The sequence below is a fragment of the Burkholderia sp. PAMC 26561 genome (assembly GCF_001557535.2).
In the GTDB taxonomy this organism is placed as follows: domain Bacteria; phylum Pseudomonadota; class Gammaproteobacteria; order Burkholderiales; family Burkholderiaceae; genus Caballeronia.
This window is the reverse complement of the sequence record NZ_CP014306.1, coordinates 1954404-1970067: the sequence shown is the minus strand read 5'-3', so window position 1 is coordinate 1970067 and position 15664 is coordinate 1954404. Positions and strand designations below refer to the sequence as shown.

The following is a 15664-nucleotide window of genomic DNA, read 5'->3' as shown; positions in this document are numbered from 1 at the left end:
TCAATTTCCTTCCTTGGCCGGAGCAGGCGTGCCACCGTGTTCGTGATGCGGCGTGCCCTTGTCATGGCTGATCTTGCTGATCACGACAAAGAACATCGGGATCATGAAAATCGCCAGGAAGGTCGCCGTCAACATCCCGCCGATCACGCCCGTACCGATCGCGTGCTGGCTTGCCGAACCCGCGCCGTTACTGATCGCGAGCGGCAGCACGCCGAGAATAAATGCGAGCGACGTCATCAGGATCGGGCGCAACCGCAAGCGCGCCGCTTCCATGGCCGCCTCGACCGTCGTTCGGCCCTGCGAGCGCAAGTCGCGTGCGAATTCCACGATCAAAATTGCGTTCTTCGCCGACAACCCCACCGTAGTCAACAGGCCGACCTGGAAGAACACATCGTTTTCCAGTCCGCGCAAGGTAGCCGCGAGCAACGCGCCCAGAATACCGAGCGGCACGACCATAATCACCGAGAACGGAATCGACCAGCTTTCATACAGCGCCGCGAGACACAAGAACACGACGAGAATCGAGATGCCGTAAAGAATCGGCGCCTGCGAACCCGACTGACGTTCCTGCAGCGACAAGCCCGTCCATTCGTAACCAATACCGGCCGGCAACTTCGCCGCGATGGCCTCGATTGCCGCCATGGCCTGACCCGTCGACTTGCCCGGACCCGCCGCACCCTGGATTTCCACTGCGGAAATACCGTTGTAGCGTTCGAGCTTCGGCGAACCGTAGATCCACTTGCCCGAGCCGAATGCACCGAACGGCACCATGCCACCGGAACTGTTGCGCACATACCAGTCGTTCAGGTCTTCCGGGTTCATGCGGAACGGCGCGTCGCCCTGGATGTAGACCTTTTTGATCCGGTTATCGACGTCGAGGAAGTTGTTCACATACGCCGAACCCCACGCAATCGAGAACACATTGTCGATATCCGCCGGCGACACGCCCAGCGCACTCGCCTTCTCACGATCGATGTTCACCTTGAACTGCGGCGTATCGTTCAAGCCGTTCGGACGGACCTGCGCAAGCGTCGGGTCCTTCGCGGCCATGCCGAGCAACATGTTTCGTGCCTGGATCAGTGCGTCGTGACCGAGACCCGAACGATCCTCAAGCTCGAAGTCGAAGCCCGACGCCGTGCCGAGTTCAGGAATCGACGGCGGGTTCACCGGAATCACCATCGCGTCCTTGTACGACGAGAAGTGCCCGAACATGCGCCCGACCAGCGCGCCCACCTTCTGGTCCGCGTGCTGTCGTTGCGCGTAGTCCTTCATCCGCACGAACACGAGACCCGAGTTCTGGCCACGGCCGGCGAAGCTGAAACCGTTCACCGTAAACACGGCTTCGACGATGTCCTTCTGGTCTTTCAGCAGCCAGTCGGAGATATCGGCGAGAACCTTGGCCGTGCGTTCCTGCGTCGAGCCTGCCGGCGCCTGGACGATCACGAACATGGTGCCCTGGTCTTCGTCAGGCAGGAACGACTTCGGCAGACGCACGAACAGGAAACCCACCGCCACGATCACCACGAGATAGATGATGAGCCAACGGCCCGAGCGCTTGATCACGTGCTCCACGCCGCTGTGATACTTGTCCTGGCTCTTCGTGAACATCCGGTTGAACCAGCCGAAGAAACCCTTCTTTTCGACGTGATGGTCCTTGTCGATAGGCTTCAGGATCGTCGCGCACAATGCCGGCGTCAGAATCAACGCGGTGAGCACGGACAAGATCATGGCCGCAACAATGGTCAGCGAAAACTGACGATAAATCGCGCCGACGGAACCGCCCGAGAACGCCACCGGCACGAACACCGCCGACAGCACGAGCGCCACGCCGACCAGTGCGCCAGTGATCTGGTCCATGGCCTTGCGGGTCGCCTCCTTCGGAGACAGTCCCTCCTCGGCCATCACCCGCTCGACGTTTTCCACCACCACGATGGCATCGTCCACCAGCAAGCCGATGGCGAGCACCAACCCGAACATGGAGAGCGTGTTGATCGAGAATCCGACCAGTCCCATGACCGCGAACGTGCCCAGCAGCACCACCGGCACGGCGATCGTCGGGATCAGCGTGGCGCGCAGGTTCTGCAGGAACAGGTACATGACCAGGAACACCAGCACGATACCTTCGATCAGCGTCTTGACCACTTCTTCAATGGACAGCTTCACGAACGGCGTGGTGTCGTACGGATACTTCACGACGAGACCCGGCGGGAAATACTTCGACAGATCGTCGATTTTCGCGCGCACCAGTTTTGCCGTATTCAGCGCGTTGGCGCCCGTGGCAAGCTGGATACCGAAGCCGGCGGTCGGCTGACCGTTGTACTTCGTGTCGAAGTTGTAGTTCTCACCGCCCAGCTCGATGCGCGCGACGTCCTTGATGCGCACCTGCGAGCCATCCGCGTTGACCTTCAGCAGGATGTTGCCGAACTGCTCGGGCGTTTGCAGCAGCGTGGCTTCCGTAATGGTCGCCTGCAGCATCTGGCCAGGCACCGCCGGCGTGCCGCCGAGACCGCCGCCCGCAACCTGCACGTTCTGGTTGGATACGGCGTTTTTGACATCGATTGGTGTTAGCTGGAAGTTGTTGAGCTTGGTTGCGTCCAGCCATATTCGCATGGCGAACTGCGAGCCGAACAGCGTGACCGTACCCACCCCGTCGATACGACTGACCGGATCCTGGATCTTCGACGCCACATAGTTCGCCAGGTCGTAACGGCCCATGCTGCCGTCGGTCGACACGAACGCCATCACCACCAGGAAGCTGCTGCTCGACTTCGTCACTTTCGTGCCGAGCTGCTGTACGGCCTGCGGCAAGAGCGGCGTTGCGAGCTGCAACTTGTTCTGCACCTGAACCTGAGCAATGTCGGGGTTGGTGCCGGCGGCGAACGTCAGCGTGATGGTGGCCGTGCCGGAGTCATCGCTGGTCGACGACAGGTACAGCAAGTGATCGAGGCCGCTCATCTGCTGCTCGATTACCTGCGTCACCGTGTTTTCGACCGTCGTAGCCGATGCACCCGGGTACGTAGCACTGATCTGAATGGCTGGCGGCGCGATCGTCGGGTACTGCGCGATCGGCAAGGTGAAGATCGAAGCGATCCCCGCCAGCATCAGAATAATCGCGATCACCCACGCAAAAATCGGGCGATCGATAAAGAACTTTGCCATGAAACAGGCTCCCTGTTATTCCGTCAATTGCGCCGTATTACGCGCCTGATGCTGCGGAAGCTGCCGCGGCGGAAGCCGGTGCCGGAGCGCTCGAAGCCGCCGCGCCGCTGGCGCCGGCAGCCGCCGGAGCCGAGCCTGCGTCAGCGCCGGAAGCACCCTGGGCGCCTGGCGGCGGCAGTTGCGCGTCGACCGGCTTGACCGTCGAACCCGGCCGCGCCTTGTCCGTGCCCTGCACGACCACGCGGTCACCCGCATTCAGGCCGCTGTCGACCACCCATCCCGAACCGAACGTGCCGGACGTCACCAACTGACGCAACGCCACCTTGTTGTCCGGTCCGACCACGAGCGCCGTAGGCTGGCCCTTCTGGTCATGCGTCACGCCGACTTGCGGCACGACCAGCGCCTTGTTGTTGACGCCTTCGTCGATACGGGCGCGCACGAACATGCCCGGCAACAGCACACGGTCCTTGTTCGGGAAAATCGCGCGCACGGTCACCGAACCCGTGCCCTGGTCCACGCTCACGTCCGAGAACTGCAACTTGCCCTGTTCCGAATAGGTGCGCCCGTCTTCCAGGATCAGCGAGACCTTGGCGGCGTTCGGGCCGCCCGTCTGCAGGCGCCCTTCCTGAATGTCGCGGCGCAGCTTGAGGCCGTCCACGCTCGATTGCGTCAGGTCGACATACACGGGATCCAGTTGCTGGACCGTCGAGAGCAGCGTGGCGGCGCTTGCCTGCACATAAGCGCCCGGCGTGACCTGCGACAAGCCGATACGGCCCGTGATAGGCGACACGACGTCCGTGTAGCCCAGGTTGATCTGGGCGGTATCGACGGCGGCTTTACCCGATGCCACGTCCGCGACAGCCTGTCCCTGCGATGCCACCGCGTTGTCGTAGTCCTGCTTGCTGACCGCGTTTGCCGCGACGAGCACCTTGTAGCGCGCGGCGAGCGCGTTTTGCGTGGCGACGTTGGCCTGGGCCTTCGCGAGCGTGGCCTTGGCCGTATTCAATGCCGCGATGTAAGGCGCCGGATCGATCTTGTAAAGGCGCTGGCCTGCCTTCACATCTGCACCTTCGGTGAACTCGCGACGCTGCACGATGCCGTCGACCCGAGCGCGCACCTGTGCGACGAGAAACGCACTTGTGCGGCCCGGCAATTCGCTGACGACAGGAACGGTGGTCGGCTGGACGGTGACGACGCCGACTTCAGGCGTCTGGGGCGGCGGTGCCGATTGTTTTTCTCCGCAGGCTGCAAGAATTAGGGCAGCCGTCGCGGCAGTGATTAAGCGGAATGGAACCCGTTCGACGCGCATGGAGCGACCTCTGTCAAAGACTGAGATTGAAATAAGTGCGCGGCCGCCTCTCCTGCCGGCGGGCCGCAACAAGCGTCTTTAGACGCAAACCAGTAGCCTGCGGGCGCATGAACCAGTGCCCCGACCATCATTCGTGTTCCGCGCCGGGCGTCGTCTCTGTCGTGCGACTGCCGCTTGTGTGGGCCTGGGATGGGCCTCGCGGACGGGCGGCGGCTGAAAGCTGTGTCGGATATTAACCGGTCAATGCGGCTTGGGCTATCGTTGGACGGATGGTATTGTATATACATTCACGAATGAACGTAAAAGAGACGATCGTGCGTGAACACGAGCAGCGCGAGGGGAATCGTCTCGAAGCTTTGAAAGACGATAAACAAATGCGTGACGCCGCTGCAGGATACTGTAAGAAAGCGCTGAGTCGTTGCGCAAAACAGGCAAGCTGGAACTGACTAAATAATGGTCCGACGAACGAAGGAAGAAGCGGCGGAAACGCGCAACGGCATTCTGGACGCAGCCGAGCGGGTATTCTTCGAGAAAGGCGTGTCGCGAACAACATTGGCGGACATTGCGCTCGAAGCCGGCGTGACGCGCGGCGCAATTTACTGGCACTTTGCGAACAAGGGCGATCTTTTCACCGCCATGTTCGACCGCAGTCTGTTACCGCTCGACGAACTGGTGGAGGCGACGCTCGACACCAGGGAGCCCAATCCGCTTGGCCGGATGCGCGACATCTTCATCTGGTGCATGCGCAATATCGCACTGGACGAACAGCGGCGCCGCGTGTTCGATATCCTGTTTTTGAAATGCGAGTTCGTGGAAGACATGGGTCCGGTGCGCGAACGCCATCAGACGAACATGCGCGAAGGCAAGGAAAAGATTGAACGCGGGTTGTTGAACGCCGTCGATAAAGGCCAGTTGCCGGCACAACTCGACACCCACCACGCCACGACCATCCTTCATGCGCTCTTTACGGGCATTCTTTATGATTCGCTGATGTGGCCGGAAAGCATAGATCTGAAGAACGAATCGGAACGGTTGATCGACTCATGTTTCGATGTGATGCGTTTTAGCCCATCAATGCTGCGTCCGGGCGAATAATGCCCTAAGCCTCATTGCAGCCCGTAGTGCTGCGCGAGAAACAGAAAGATCGCAACGCAGCCGAGCATTGCAGCCCATGCCCATGCGGGCATGCTGTGCGGATGATGCCGCGGCGCATGCCCATGCAGCCTGTGCCGCAACACGCCGCCTATGGCATCGGCCGCGGCGGCGCGCGACTTCTGCGCCGCTGCGCTCGCCGGACGCGCGAACGCCGCAGACATGGCGATGGGCCTCAGGAATAGATGCCGTCGGGTAACTGCCGCGTCCGGCGCTTGCGTTGCCGGATGCCCGTGCTTTGCGCGCACCACCTCGCAGAAGTCGGCGAAAAAATCATCGGCCACCTCGCGCAGCGCGTTTTCGATCTGACGCGGCGGCAAGCTCGCCAGCGGTCCGGTGAGCGTTGCCCAAACCGTATATTCGATCCACGTCGATTCGCCGTTCGCGTCCGGAATCAGCGCCACCGCGATCTGTCCGCGCAACGATCCCACGCCCTCGCCGCGCGCCTTGAAACTCAGGGTCTGGGCATCGACTTCGCCCTCGGCCTCGTCATGCCGCGGCAAACGGCGCGCTTCGGCTACATGTGCGCGGATGACGTAACGCGAGCGCAGCGCGCCGAGCGGCACGGTCATCGCGAGCATGTATTCGCCACCGGCCAGCCGCAAGAGCGATTCGCAATTGTCGATACTCGCGCGCACCAGCGCCAGGTCGCCCAGCGCCTCACGCACGAGAGCGGGAGCGAGCGGAATGCGTAAAGCATCGGCGACTTCCATCACGGCCTCCCCTGACTCGATGCGGCGGTTTAGTAATCAGGCGCCCGACGTTTCATCGATACGATCGACGCGCGTCGGATAGAACGCCAGATACCCCTTGATCTGCGTGGCGCTTTCCAGCGGTTCCTCGTAACTCCAGACCGCGTTTTCGATCGGACCTTCTTCGGTGAGCAAATGGTAGTAAGTGGCTTCGCCCTTGTACGGGCAATGCGAGGTGTGCGCGGACCTGGCGAGGCGCGCCATGTTGACGTCGCCGCGGGGAAAATAATGCACCGGGTCAAGACCGGTTTCGGCGAGCGTCAAGGCCGCCTGGGTATCGGCGAACGTCACGCCCTGATGGATCACGCGATGCCGGCGCGTGTTCAGCGAAATTTCAATCAGATGGGTGTCGGTGTTCATCATGCGCTCCCGGTTTCAGACTGGATTCATGCGGATTCGAAGCAAGGCACTGAAATGCGCCGTCGTGCGACTGCGGCACGAATGCACAAAAAAAACCACGGGCTTTCCGGGACCCGTGGCTTTCATTATGAGACAACTCCGAGGGAGTTGTGCAAGCGTTGTGCGCGGGTTTATGTCCTGCGCAACACACCGTGTCCGGGTTCGCGCCGTTCCCGGCAGTTTGTTCCGATTCGCGGCTCGGAAAGCGAGCTGCTTACTGGCTCGACCAGTGGAAAGCGGCCTTTGCCTTGCCGTTTCCCGCCACCGTCACCGCCTGTTTCTTTTCCGAATCCTTGTACTTTGCGTAGACCGTATAGCGGCCCGGCGGCAATTTCACGAGCATGTACGGGCCCATTGCATCGGTTTTGAGCACTTCGGCGTTCTTTTCGTCAGCGATGCGCACGTGCACGTCGGCAAGATAATCCGCAGTAGGCCCCGTGAAACGCAACGAAAGCGGCCAATGCGCCTGTTCGCGGATCAGTGCATGCGATTCGTCCAGCCCCACGCCACCGGACGTGTACGACACATTGCCCTGCGTCTGGACCTGAGGCAGGCCGCCGCCGTTAGTATTTCCGGCGCTGCTCATGTCGCTGGTGTCAGCGCTCGATGCCTGCGCAAATGCGCCGCCCGCCACCCCAAGAGTCATCGTGGCGGCGAGCATCGCGATCGATACCTTTTTAAACGCTTTCTTCTTCGATGTTGCCTGGATGCTGGCTGCGTTCGTCGTCTTCGTCATCTGTTTGGCTCCTTGTGGACTTCAGACGCCTTCATCGGCGCTGCGCTTCTGATTGCTGCTCGTACACGGTAATCGATAGCTCCCGGACTACTCGAGTCGATACAGCATCTGAACAGACGAATCAGCACAGTTCATGCCCGCATCCCGCCCTATTTCCGGGCTGCGGCAAGGCCACAACCCGGAAATCCCGCGTCAGCCGAGATCCACCGGCACGAAGATTTGCGCATCGTCACGCTGGATCAACAGCGCGATGCTGTCGCCGGCGTTCTTGACCATCGTCTTCAACTGATCGACGGTCGTGACCGGCTGGCCATTGACCGCCAAGATCACGTCGCCGGCCTGGATGCCTGCGCTTTCCGCCGCTCCGCCCGCCTGCTGGACCAGCAGACCACGCGACAACGAAGCGCTCTGCTTCTCTTCAGGCGTCAGCGGCCGGACTGCCACGCCCAGACGCGCGTCCTGCGATGCCGATTCGCTCTTGTCCGCACCGCCCGTGCTTGCGGTCTTGGCGTCGCTCAGCGCGCCGACGGTCACCGTCAGGTCTTTCGTACCCTTCTCGCGCCAGACCTGCACCTTCGCCGTGCTTCCAGGCGGCAGACCGGCAACTTGCGCCGGCAGCGAGTTGGAATCCGCAACGGCCAGGCCGTTCACCGACAGAATCACGTCGCCGGGCTGGAGACCCGCCTTCGCCGCAGGGCCGCCCGGTTCCACCGAACTCACCAGTGCGCCGTTCGCGCTTTGCATGCCGAACGATTTCGCCAGCGTCTGGTTCATGCCCTGCACCGTCACGCCAAGGCGACCGCGGTCCACGTGTCCGGTCTTGATCAGCGCGTCCTTCACCTTGATCGCTTCGTTGATCGGGATTGCGAACGAAAGACCCTGGAAGCCGCCGGTCTGCGAATAGATCATCGAATTGATGCCGATCACTTCGCCTTGCAGGTTGAAGAGCGGTCCGCCCGAGTTACCCGGGTTCACCGGTACGTCGGTCTGGATGAACGGCGTGTAGTTCTCGTTGGGCAACGAACGCGATTTTGCGCTGATGATGCCGGAGGTGACGGTGTTATCGAAACCGTAAGGCGAGCCGATCGCCACCACCCACTGGCCGACCTTGCTGCCGTTCGGGTCGCCGATCTTCACGATCGGCAGGTTCTTCGCTTCGATCTTCAGCACCGCGACGTCCGACTGTTTGTCGGCGCCCACGACTTTCGCGCGGTACTCGCGTTTGTCGGTGGTTTTCACCGTGACGACATTCGCGCCGTCGACCACGTGCGCGTTGGTCAAAATGTACCCGTCGCTGCTCACGATAAACCCTGAGCCCAGGCTTTCGCTGGGGGTATCGGAGGCGTTCGGGCCATTGCCGTCGCCGCCCATGCCAGGCACGCCGTTACCGTAGAAATGCTTGAAGAACTGATAGAACGGATCGCTCGGATCGATCGGCAGTTGCGGGTTGCCGCCATTTGCTCCGCCGTTCATGCCGCCATTCATGCCACGCCGCGCAGCCGTCTTTACGACGTGTTTCGCGCTGATGTTGACGACGGCCGGGCCGTAGGTTTCGACGAGTCCCGAAAAATCGGGGATGCCGGTCTTGGCGGCGGCTTCGGCGGGCATCATCGCGGCCTGGGCCGGCGTGATGACCTGGGGCGCGGCGACGTTATGGTTGCCGGCGACGTAACCCGCCGACAAGGCGACTGCAACGGCTACCGCAACGGCGCTGCGGGTAATGATCTTCGCTTTCATCGTGTGCTCCTCGGGGATGCGCTTCATGATGAACGAAGAGTACGGGGCGCCGCTTAAAGGTTACTTAAAGCAATGAATTCAGGCCGCATTGAAGCGTATCGATACCAGCAGACCGCCACCTTTCGATTCTGCAAGCGAGACCGCCGCGCCATGCTGCTCGGCGATCCGGCGCACGATGGCAAGCCCCAGGCCGCTGCCCGCCACGTCCGTTCGCGCACGGTCGGCGCTCGCTCCCACACGATAAAACCGGTCGAACACACGCTCGCGTTCCTCGGCGGGAATGCCGGGGCCGTTATCGGAGATTTCGACGACCGGGCGGCCTTCGTCCACGCGCAGGCAAACGTCGACGCGGCCGCCATCGGGCGTGTATTTCGTGGCGTTATCGATGAGATTGTTGAACATCACGCGCAACGCGTTCGGGTCGCCCGCAACGGTCGCCGCCTCGGTTGCCTCGATGCCCAGGTCCACGCCGCGCTGCTGCGCCACCAGCACCGATGCGCCGACGCATTCGTCGAGCAGCGCATGCAGGTCGACAGGCGTGGTCGTGTTCTTGCCGTCGGGTTCCGAGCGCGCGAGCGCAAGCAGTTGCTCAGCCAGGCGCGTCGCGCGTGTAATGCCGGCTTGCAGGTCGTCGAGCGCTTCCTTGCGCGAATCGTCGTCCTTCGCGCGGGCTACGAGTTGCGACTGGATCTGCACGGCGGCGAGCGGCGTGCGAAGTTCATGGGCGGCGTCCGCCACGAAGGCCTTTTGTGTATCGAGCGCGGTCGCGAGGCGGTCCAGCAGCGCGTTCAGCGCGCGCACCACGGGCACGACTTCTTCGGGCAAGCGGTTATCGGGGAGATGTTCGAGCGCTTCCGGGTGCCGCGTATCGAGTGCGCGCGTCACGCGCTGCAACGGCATCAAACCCCGCCCGACGATGATCCATATCGCCATGCCGAGCAGCGGCAACAACAGCACGAGCGGCCACAAGGTACGCCATGCGACGCCGGCCGCAAGCCGGTTGCGGATGGACAGCGGCTGCGCAAGCTGCACGACGTTGTCGCCGACGATCGCGCTATATACGCGCCATTCGCCGCGCGCGGTGGCTTCGGTGGAAAAGCCGAGTTCGGCATGCGGCGCGAGCGGCACGCGCGGATGCGAGTAATACATCAGCACGCCGTTGCGGTTCCAGATCTGGATCACGACGCCTTCGTCGCTGTCGCTGCGTGATTGCAGCACCGACGAGAACGGTTCCGATGGCAACGCCGCCGCAATCTGCTCGAGCTGGTAATCGAAAAGTTCGTTGGCTTCGGCGAGCGCCTGCCGGTAGATCAGCCAGCCCGCAAACCCCACGCCGACGATAACCAACGCCAGCAGCCACACCAGCAGTTGGCGTCGAATTGAATGCATCAGGCTTCCTTCGACACCATATAGCCGAGTCCGCGGACGTTGCGGATGAGGTCGGGTCCGAGCTTCTTGCGCAGCGAATGGATGTAGACCTCGACCGTGTTGCTGCCGATTTCCTCGCCCCAGCCGTAGATCTTTTCTTCGAGCTGGCTTTTGGACAGGACGGCGCCGGGGCGCGCCATGAGGGCTTCGAGCAACGCAAATTCACGCGCCGAAAGTGCGATGGCGTTGCCTTCGAGCGTGACCTGATGGCCTACGGGATCGAGCGTCAGGGCGCCGTGGCGGATCAGCGAATCGCCGCGGCCTGCATGGCGGCGGATCAGCGCGCGCATGCGGGCGCCGAGTTCATCGAGATCGAAGGGTTTGACGAGGTAATCGTCGGCGCCGGCATCCAGCCCCTTGACCCGGTCGGCGATAGAATCCCGTGCCGTGACGATCAGCACCGGAAGCGTGTTGCCCTTGGCGCGCAGGCTTTTCAGCACGTCGAGGCCGTCGCGTTTTGGCAGGCCCAGGTCGAGCAGCATCAGGTCGTAGGGTTCGCCTCCGACGGCTGTCAGGGCGGCCTCGCCGTCCTGCACCCAGTCGACCGCAAAGCCGTCGCTGCGCAGGGCCTTGCGGACGCCTTCCGCAATCATTCTGTCGTCTTCAACTAGCAGGATTCGCATGATTCGCTCTGCGGCTCTAAGCTTGGCGACCTCGCGGCCCGGACGTTTATTCTAGCCGGGACACGCGGGGCGGGGCTTAAACGGGACTTAAAGCTCACTGACGCCCCGTTGCGAACCTGATAGCGTCAATCGCGCTTTTCGATGCCGGTCTCTGCAACCTCTCGCTTGGGCGACCGATAACCAATGCCCGCGAGTTTCAGTTTTGGCAGCTCGCGCTGTTCAACGACACTCGCAAAGCCCTGCCAGTCGCGAGCCAACGCACGTTTGTCGACCAGGTCGGTGTCCCCGAGCTTGTAGCGCTCGCCTTCCTTATATGGCCGCTCCCATTCCGCCCGATGCCACGCGCGTTCGGCCAGCGCCAGCAGACGCGGATACACCATGTATTCGAACTGCTGGTCCGTGCGTATCACTTCGGCCCACGCCTGACCTTGCATACCATAGACATGCGCCGCCGGGCCATTGCTCGTCACCTCGAAGGGCTTGCCCTCGCGATCCGGCATCACTTCGGCGTTCTGCGGCAGGTTGTCCGGCGCGAGCGAGAACGTCTTGAAGCTGTCCGTTGCACGCGATCCCCAGTAGTAGCCACGCTCGTGTGGATCGAGTGTGTACGGGAAATCGAAGTACAAGTAATCGGGCAAGGCCAGAATCCCAAGATATCCCTTCGCGCTCCAGCTTCGCGCCGTTTCCGCGCCTCCCCAAAAAAGTGTGTCCCACAACGTGACCATCACATTCTTCGTCGCGAAGTCGCGTGGACCGGCGGCATGCTTCAAACCGTCCTGCCACGCCTCCATTGTTTCAATGCCGTTCGCGTTCACGAGCGAGCTCACCTGACGGGCAAACCTCGATGGCAACTCGTCGACCGATTCGATGCCCTCTTGCTTGAGCAAGGCCGTGCACATTGGCGAACGCGCCCACGGTTTGTCTTGCGCCGCCATATCGATACGGCCCTTGTCCGCGTCCTTCCCGTCGCGCGCCTGAAAACCCGCGCCGAGGAGGATGTTCTTCGCTTCATCGCCGCCAAAATGCCATACGTTCAACGGCGCCTGCGCTTCGCGATGCATCGCGGCAATCTCGCCAATCACCTTGCCTGCAAAGTTCAGCGCGCCGCTCGAGCAGGGATTCAGATTGCTGCGTCGATCGTAGAACTGCACCGAAAGCGTGTTCGACGTATCGTCAGGATCGATCAGGCGGAAGGCGTTCGCTTCCTGCTCGTTGCCCGACGCATGCAGCCGCCGATACCGCGCTTCCATGGCGACCACGGCCGCGCGGGAGTGGCCGGGCATGTCGATTTCGGGAATGACCTCCACGAAACGATCATTGGCGTATCGCAGCAACGCAATGTATTCGTCGCGCGTCAGGAAGCCGCCGCCTGAGCGGTTGTCCGGGCCGGAAGCAAGCTGGGGAATGAGGCAACGGGTTTCGCCGAGGTCGTGACAACGCCGGGCGCCGATTGCCGTCAGCTCGGGCAGACCCGGGATCTCGATGCGCCAGCCTTCGTCGTCGGACAAATGCAGATGCAGGCGATTGAGCTTGTAAGCGCTCATCTGGTCGATCAGGCGGCGCAGCGTGGCGGGTTGCCGGAAGTTGCGCGCGACATCGACCATCATGCCGCGATGGCCGTAGCGCGGCGCATCCTCGATGGTCATTGCGGGAATGCGTCCGCCGCCCGCCAACGCCAGCGACAATACGGTCTGCACGCCGTAGTAAAGACCGGCTGCATCAAAAGCGTCGATCGACACGCCCGAGGGCGCGATCCGCACACGGTAACCGCCGGCCACGGCGATATCGGCAGGCAGCGCGTGAGGCGCGACCACACCGGTGAGCGGCAATCCCTGCTTCGCGAGCCCCAGCGAACCGGCGCGTTCACGCAGCGCTTCGACCTGTCCCGGCGAGAGATCCGGAAGCGACATTTCGACCCCGCGCAAATCGGCCTCGCCTTCTCCAACGTTCGTCCTCATCGCCGATGGCAACACGCGCGCCGCGACCTCTCGCGCCGGCAGCGGTTCGCCGCGTTCGGCTTGCTGCCGGAATATCTGCGCGGGCGTGAGGGGAATGCGGGCGTTGTCATTCGCGGGGAGCGCATCGACGTAACGGCTTTCGTCTTCGGTGTCGTTTTGCTTGAGCACGGCGGGCGCAGCGCCCGCAACGACAACATAGGGCCGGGGCAGTACGTCGCTGTATCGGAGCAGCCAGTATTCAGCGACAAACGGCACTTCCAGCCGCTCGCCTGCGGCAAGCCTCACCGCGCCGCTTCGCGGCGTCAGTTCGTACAGGTCGCCCGTCAGGTGGCGCAGCGAGAAGTCCGGATGATTGATGCTCAAGATCCGGCGAATGCTGTGGAGATAGAGCTTCCAGCCATCGCCCGTGATTCGCGCCTGTCCCGTGTTGACGAGGGCCAGCCGGCCGGTTGCGCACGCGCCCGAGTCGGCGCCGAAATCGGCGCATGGCACGCCCGACTTGGCGGCATCGTTGGTATCGATCGATACGCGCAGCATCAGGTCGTTCGCAAGCACCGCGGCCAGCGCCGGGCCGGCGGAAGTTGCGGCTGCGACGGGTTGTGTCGCTTTGGGAGGCAGCGCTGGCGTGAGCGCAAACACGGGCATGGACGCTGCCATTGCCAGCAATCCGGTCGCGAAGTTTATTCGTTTCATGATGTCTCCCTTCAAAAAGTCTTGCTATACGATGCAATGATCTTCACGTCATTGCGATCGGATTTCCCGTAAAAACCATTGGTGCGAAGCCGCGCTGGAAACACGCCGATTCCTGCGCCTTTGAGCGGACCTTCCTTCACGTCATAGGTGACGCTCAAGTCGATCTCGTTCGCCGATGTATCGCCGCGTCCGGGGTTTTTGATCGCCCATCCGCGAATTCCGCTCACGCCGACTGCAAGTCCCGGCACACCGATATACGGCCCGATCTGATACGACGCCGATGCCTTGATCACGCGCGTGCCGTCCCACACGAAGTCATCGAGCTGGCCCCAGGTCTGGATCTGATTGCGGTTGTCGCTGTTGGCCCAAGGCGTCAGGCGGAAATTCATCTCGCGCGAGTCGGGTGCGTGCGTGACGCCGAAGCCCATGCTGACGGTGAAAGGACCGCTCGCGTAACCGACGCTCGTGCTGGCATGCCATTCGTTGGCCGGCGACGCGACCGGTCCGAGCGCCGCCTGATAGCGGCCCCACAAGGCATAGCCGGTCGTCGTCACCGTGCCGTGCTCGCCGGTGCGCCACGCACGCGTCGCGCCAACCTGCGCGTTGCGCCTGTAGCGCTTGCCCTCGCCCACGCCGCCATCGACATAGGTATCGGCAGCCGCCTCGTACCGGATCCCCGCGCTATGCACATAGTCGATCCGGCTCGCCGTGCCGTCATATTGATCGCGGTTCTGATGCCACGCATTGGTCATCGGCCGGAAGCGGTTGTCCCATTCATTGCGGAACTGATCGGCGAGCGCGTAGCCGAATTCCCAGCCCGCCACGTGATATTTCACTTCGGCGCCGCGGTACGCGTGCGAGTGCAATCCGCCCGATGACCCGAGCGTGCCGACACTCAGCGGCGTATAACCCGCGCGAACCTGCCATCCGTCGCCCGTCGCGGTGCTGCGCCATTTCAGCGCAGCATGGGCGAGCGTTGCATAGGTCTTGTCGGCGTCATCGCGATAGTCGTGATAAAGCACTTCCGACAAGCCTGTGCCCGGCGCGACCCGAAGGTTGGTAAAACCCGACACGTCCGCGCCGACAAATCCCCACGGACCCGCCGCATAACCCGAGCGCCAGTCAATACCCAATGAGAGCGCGTTGACATGGATATCACCGGCGTGATCGGTCGCATGCCGGTTTCTTGAGTAAAACGTCGTACTGATGGTCGTCTCGGACTTCGAGAAAAGACTGGGCATCTCTTCGGAACGCCAAGGCTGCGCGGTGCCGCGCGTCAGTTCGTCGTCCTCGAACGCCGGAGGTTCAGCCCCTGCCGACGCACCGCACGTTGTTGTTAGGATTGCAAAACATAATGACTGGAATCTGGTCACGTCTCCCCCTCGCTGCGGTTCTTGATCACCGCATGGATTTCTCTAAACGAAGAAGACTAGCCGGTCGTAAATTGGTATTCAAGTGGTATTAATTTTGGGATAGCGGCCGGTTGATGCATCCCGGTTTCATCGACGTTTTGCGACAAAAAAAAGGCGGTGCTGTTGTCCAGCACCGCCGTCGCAACCTGCGTCGAATCGTCTATGACCTTTTTGATGTCTGGCCGATATCGATATCGATTTGCTGTGGCACAGCGACCGAGAGATAAACGCGGCGGAGCAGGCGTTGCCCGGACGTCTCGCCAACAGCCTCATGCCGTGATGACTCTGAAAGACGCGGAATTAACA

General features: G+C 62.1%; 11 protein-coding genes. 1 reads left to right on the top strand and 10 read right to left on the bottom strand.

The annotated features are described in order from the left end of the window. Together AXG89_RS09150 and AXG89_RS09145 are read right to left on the bottom strand one after the other, a co-directional pair. Nucleotides 1–3159, bottom strand: coding sequence for an efflux RND transporter permease subunit (locus AXG89_RS09150; RefSeq protein WP_062169358.1), 3159 nt, complete (start codon nucleotides 3157–3159; stop codon nucleotides 1–3). Nucleotides 3160–3196: 37 nt separating this feature from the next. Further along, nucleotides 3197–4468, bottom strand: coding sequence for an efflux RND transporter periplasmic adaptor subunit (locus tag AXG89_RS09145; protein ID WP_061998673.1), 1272 nt, complete (start codon nucleotides 4466–4468; stop codon nucleotides 3197–3199). A 453-nt stretch (nucleotides 4469–4921) separates the two neighbouring features. Between AXG89_RS09145 and AXG89_RS09140 the strand changes: the two genes are divergently transcribed. Then, nucleotides 4922–5563: a TetR family transcriptional regulator gene (locus AXG89_RS09140; protein ID WP_062169356.1), complete on the top strand. Its 642-nt coding sequence runs from the start codon at nucleotides 4922–4924 to the stop codon at nucleotides 5561–5563. 11 nt (nucleotides 5564–5574) lie between these two features. On the opposite strand, the gene AXG89_RS09135 is transcribed toward AXG89_RS09140, so the two are convergent. The 8 genes from AXG89_RS09135 to AXG89_RS09100 form a co-directional block, all read right to left on the bottom strand. After that, nucleotides 5575–6333 (bottom strand): CoxG family protein, encoded by a 759-nt coding sequence (locus AXG89_RS09135; protein ID WP_062169354.1) that lies wholly within the window; start codon nucleotides 6331–6333, stop codon nucleotides 5575–5577. 36 nt (nucleotides 6334–6369) lie between these two features. Then, on the bottom strand, nucleotides 6370–6735 hold the full coding sequence (locus AXG89_RS09130) for a DUF427 domain-containing protein (protein ID WP_062169352.1): 366 nt from the start codon (nucleotides 6733–6735) through the stop codon (nucleotides 6370–6372). A gap of 250 nt (nucleotides 6736–6985) precedes the next feature. After that, entirely contained in the window at nucleotides 6986–7432 is a 447-nt protein-coding gene (locus AXG89_RS09125) for a hypothetical protein (protein ID WP_086386628.1), read from the bottom strand. A gap of 267 nt (nucleotides 7433–7699) precedes the next feature. After that, nucleotides 7700–9244 (bottom strand): DegQ family serine endoprotease, encoded by a 1545-nt coding sequence (locus AXG89_RS09120; RefSeq protein WP_062000719.1) that lies wholly within the window; start codon nucleotides 9242–9244, stop codon nucleotides 7700–7702. Nucleotides 9245–9322: 78 nt separating this feature from the next. Beyond that, nucleotides 9323–10633 carry an ATP-binding protein gene (locus tag AXG89_RS09115; protein WP_062169348.1) on the bottom strand — a complete coding sequence of 437 codons (1311 nt, stop codon included), beginning with the start codon at nucleotides 10631–10633 and terminating at the stop codon, nucleotides 9323–9325. Then, the gene (locus AXG89_RS09110; protein ID WP_061998667.1) at nucleotides 10633–11295 is read right to left on the bottom strand and encodes a response regulator; all 663 of its coding nucleotides are present in this window, start codon (nucleotides 11293–11295) and stop codon (nucleotides 10633–10635) included. The genes AXG89_RS09115 and AXG89_RS09110 overlap by 1 nt, the downstream gene beginning before the upstream one ends. Before the next feature lie 125 nt (nucleotides 11296–11420). Then, nucleotides 11421–13946, bottom strand: coding sequence for a family 20 glycosylhydrolase (locus AXG89_RS09105; protein WP_062169346.1), 2526 nt, complete (start codon nucleotides 13944–13946; stop codon nucleotides 11421–11423). 11 nt (nucleotides 13947–13957) lie between these two features. After that, a complete protein-coding gene (locus AXG89_RS09100) occupies nucleotides 13958–15187 on the bottom strand; it encodes an OprD family outer membrane porin (protein ID WP_143325559.1) in 1230 nt (409 codons plus the stop codon). Nucleotides 15188–15664 lie beyond the last annotated feature (477 nt).

What these genes read in the sequence shown, in the direction of transcription:
- AXG89_RS09135 (WP_062169354.1), bottom strand. Translation starts at nt 6,333, where the DNA reads ATGGAAGTCGCCGATGCTTTACGCATTCCGCTCGCTCCCGCTCTCGTG.
- AXG89_RS09150 (WP_062169358.1), bottom strand. Translation starts at nt 3,159, where the DNA reads ATGGCAAAGTTCTTTATCGATCGCCCGATTTTTGCGTGGGTGATCGCG.
- AXG89_RS09125 (WP_086386628.1), bottom strand. Translation starts at nt 7,432, where the DNA reads ATGCTCGCCGCCACGATGACTCTTGGGGTGGCGGGCGGCGCATTTGCG.
- AXG89_RS09145 (WP_061998673.1), bottom strand. Translation starts at nt 4,468, where the DNA reads ATGCGCGTCGAACGGGTTCCATTCCGCTTAATCACTGCCGCGACGGCT.
- AXG89_RS09120 (WP_062000719.1), bottom strand. Translation starts at nt 9,244, where the DNA reads ATGAAAGCGAAGATCATTACCCGCAGCGCCGTTGCGGTAGCCGTTGCA.
- AXG89_RS09140 (WP_062169356.1), top strand. Translation starts at nt 4,922, where the DNA reads ATGGTCCGACGAACGAAGGAAGAAGCGGCGGAAACGCGCAACGGCATT.
- AXG89_RS09110 (WP_061998667.1), bottom strand. Translation starts at nt 11,295, where the DNA reads ATGCGAATCCTGCTAGTTGAAGACGACAGAATGATTGCGGAAGGCGTC.
- AXG89_RS09100 (WP_143325559.1), bottom strand. Translation starts at nt 15,187, where the DNA reads ATGCCCAGTCTTTTCTCGAAGTCCGAGACGACCATCAGTACGACGTTT.
- AXG89_RS09115 (WP_062169348.1), bottom strand. Translation starts at nt 10,633, where the DNA reads ATGCATTCAATTCGACGCCAACTGCTGGTGTGGCTGCTGGCGTTGGTT.
- AXG89_RS09105 (WP_062169346.1), bottom strand. Translation starts at nt 13,946, where the DNA reads ATGAAACGAATAAACTTCGCGACCGGATTGCTGGCAATGGCAGCGTCC.
- AXG89_RS09130 (WP_062169352.1), bottom strand. Translation starts at nt 6,735, where the DNA reads ATGATGAACACCGACACCCATCTGATTGAAATTTCGCTGAACACGCGC.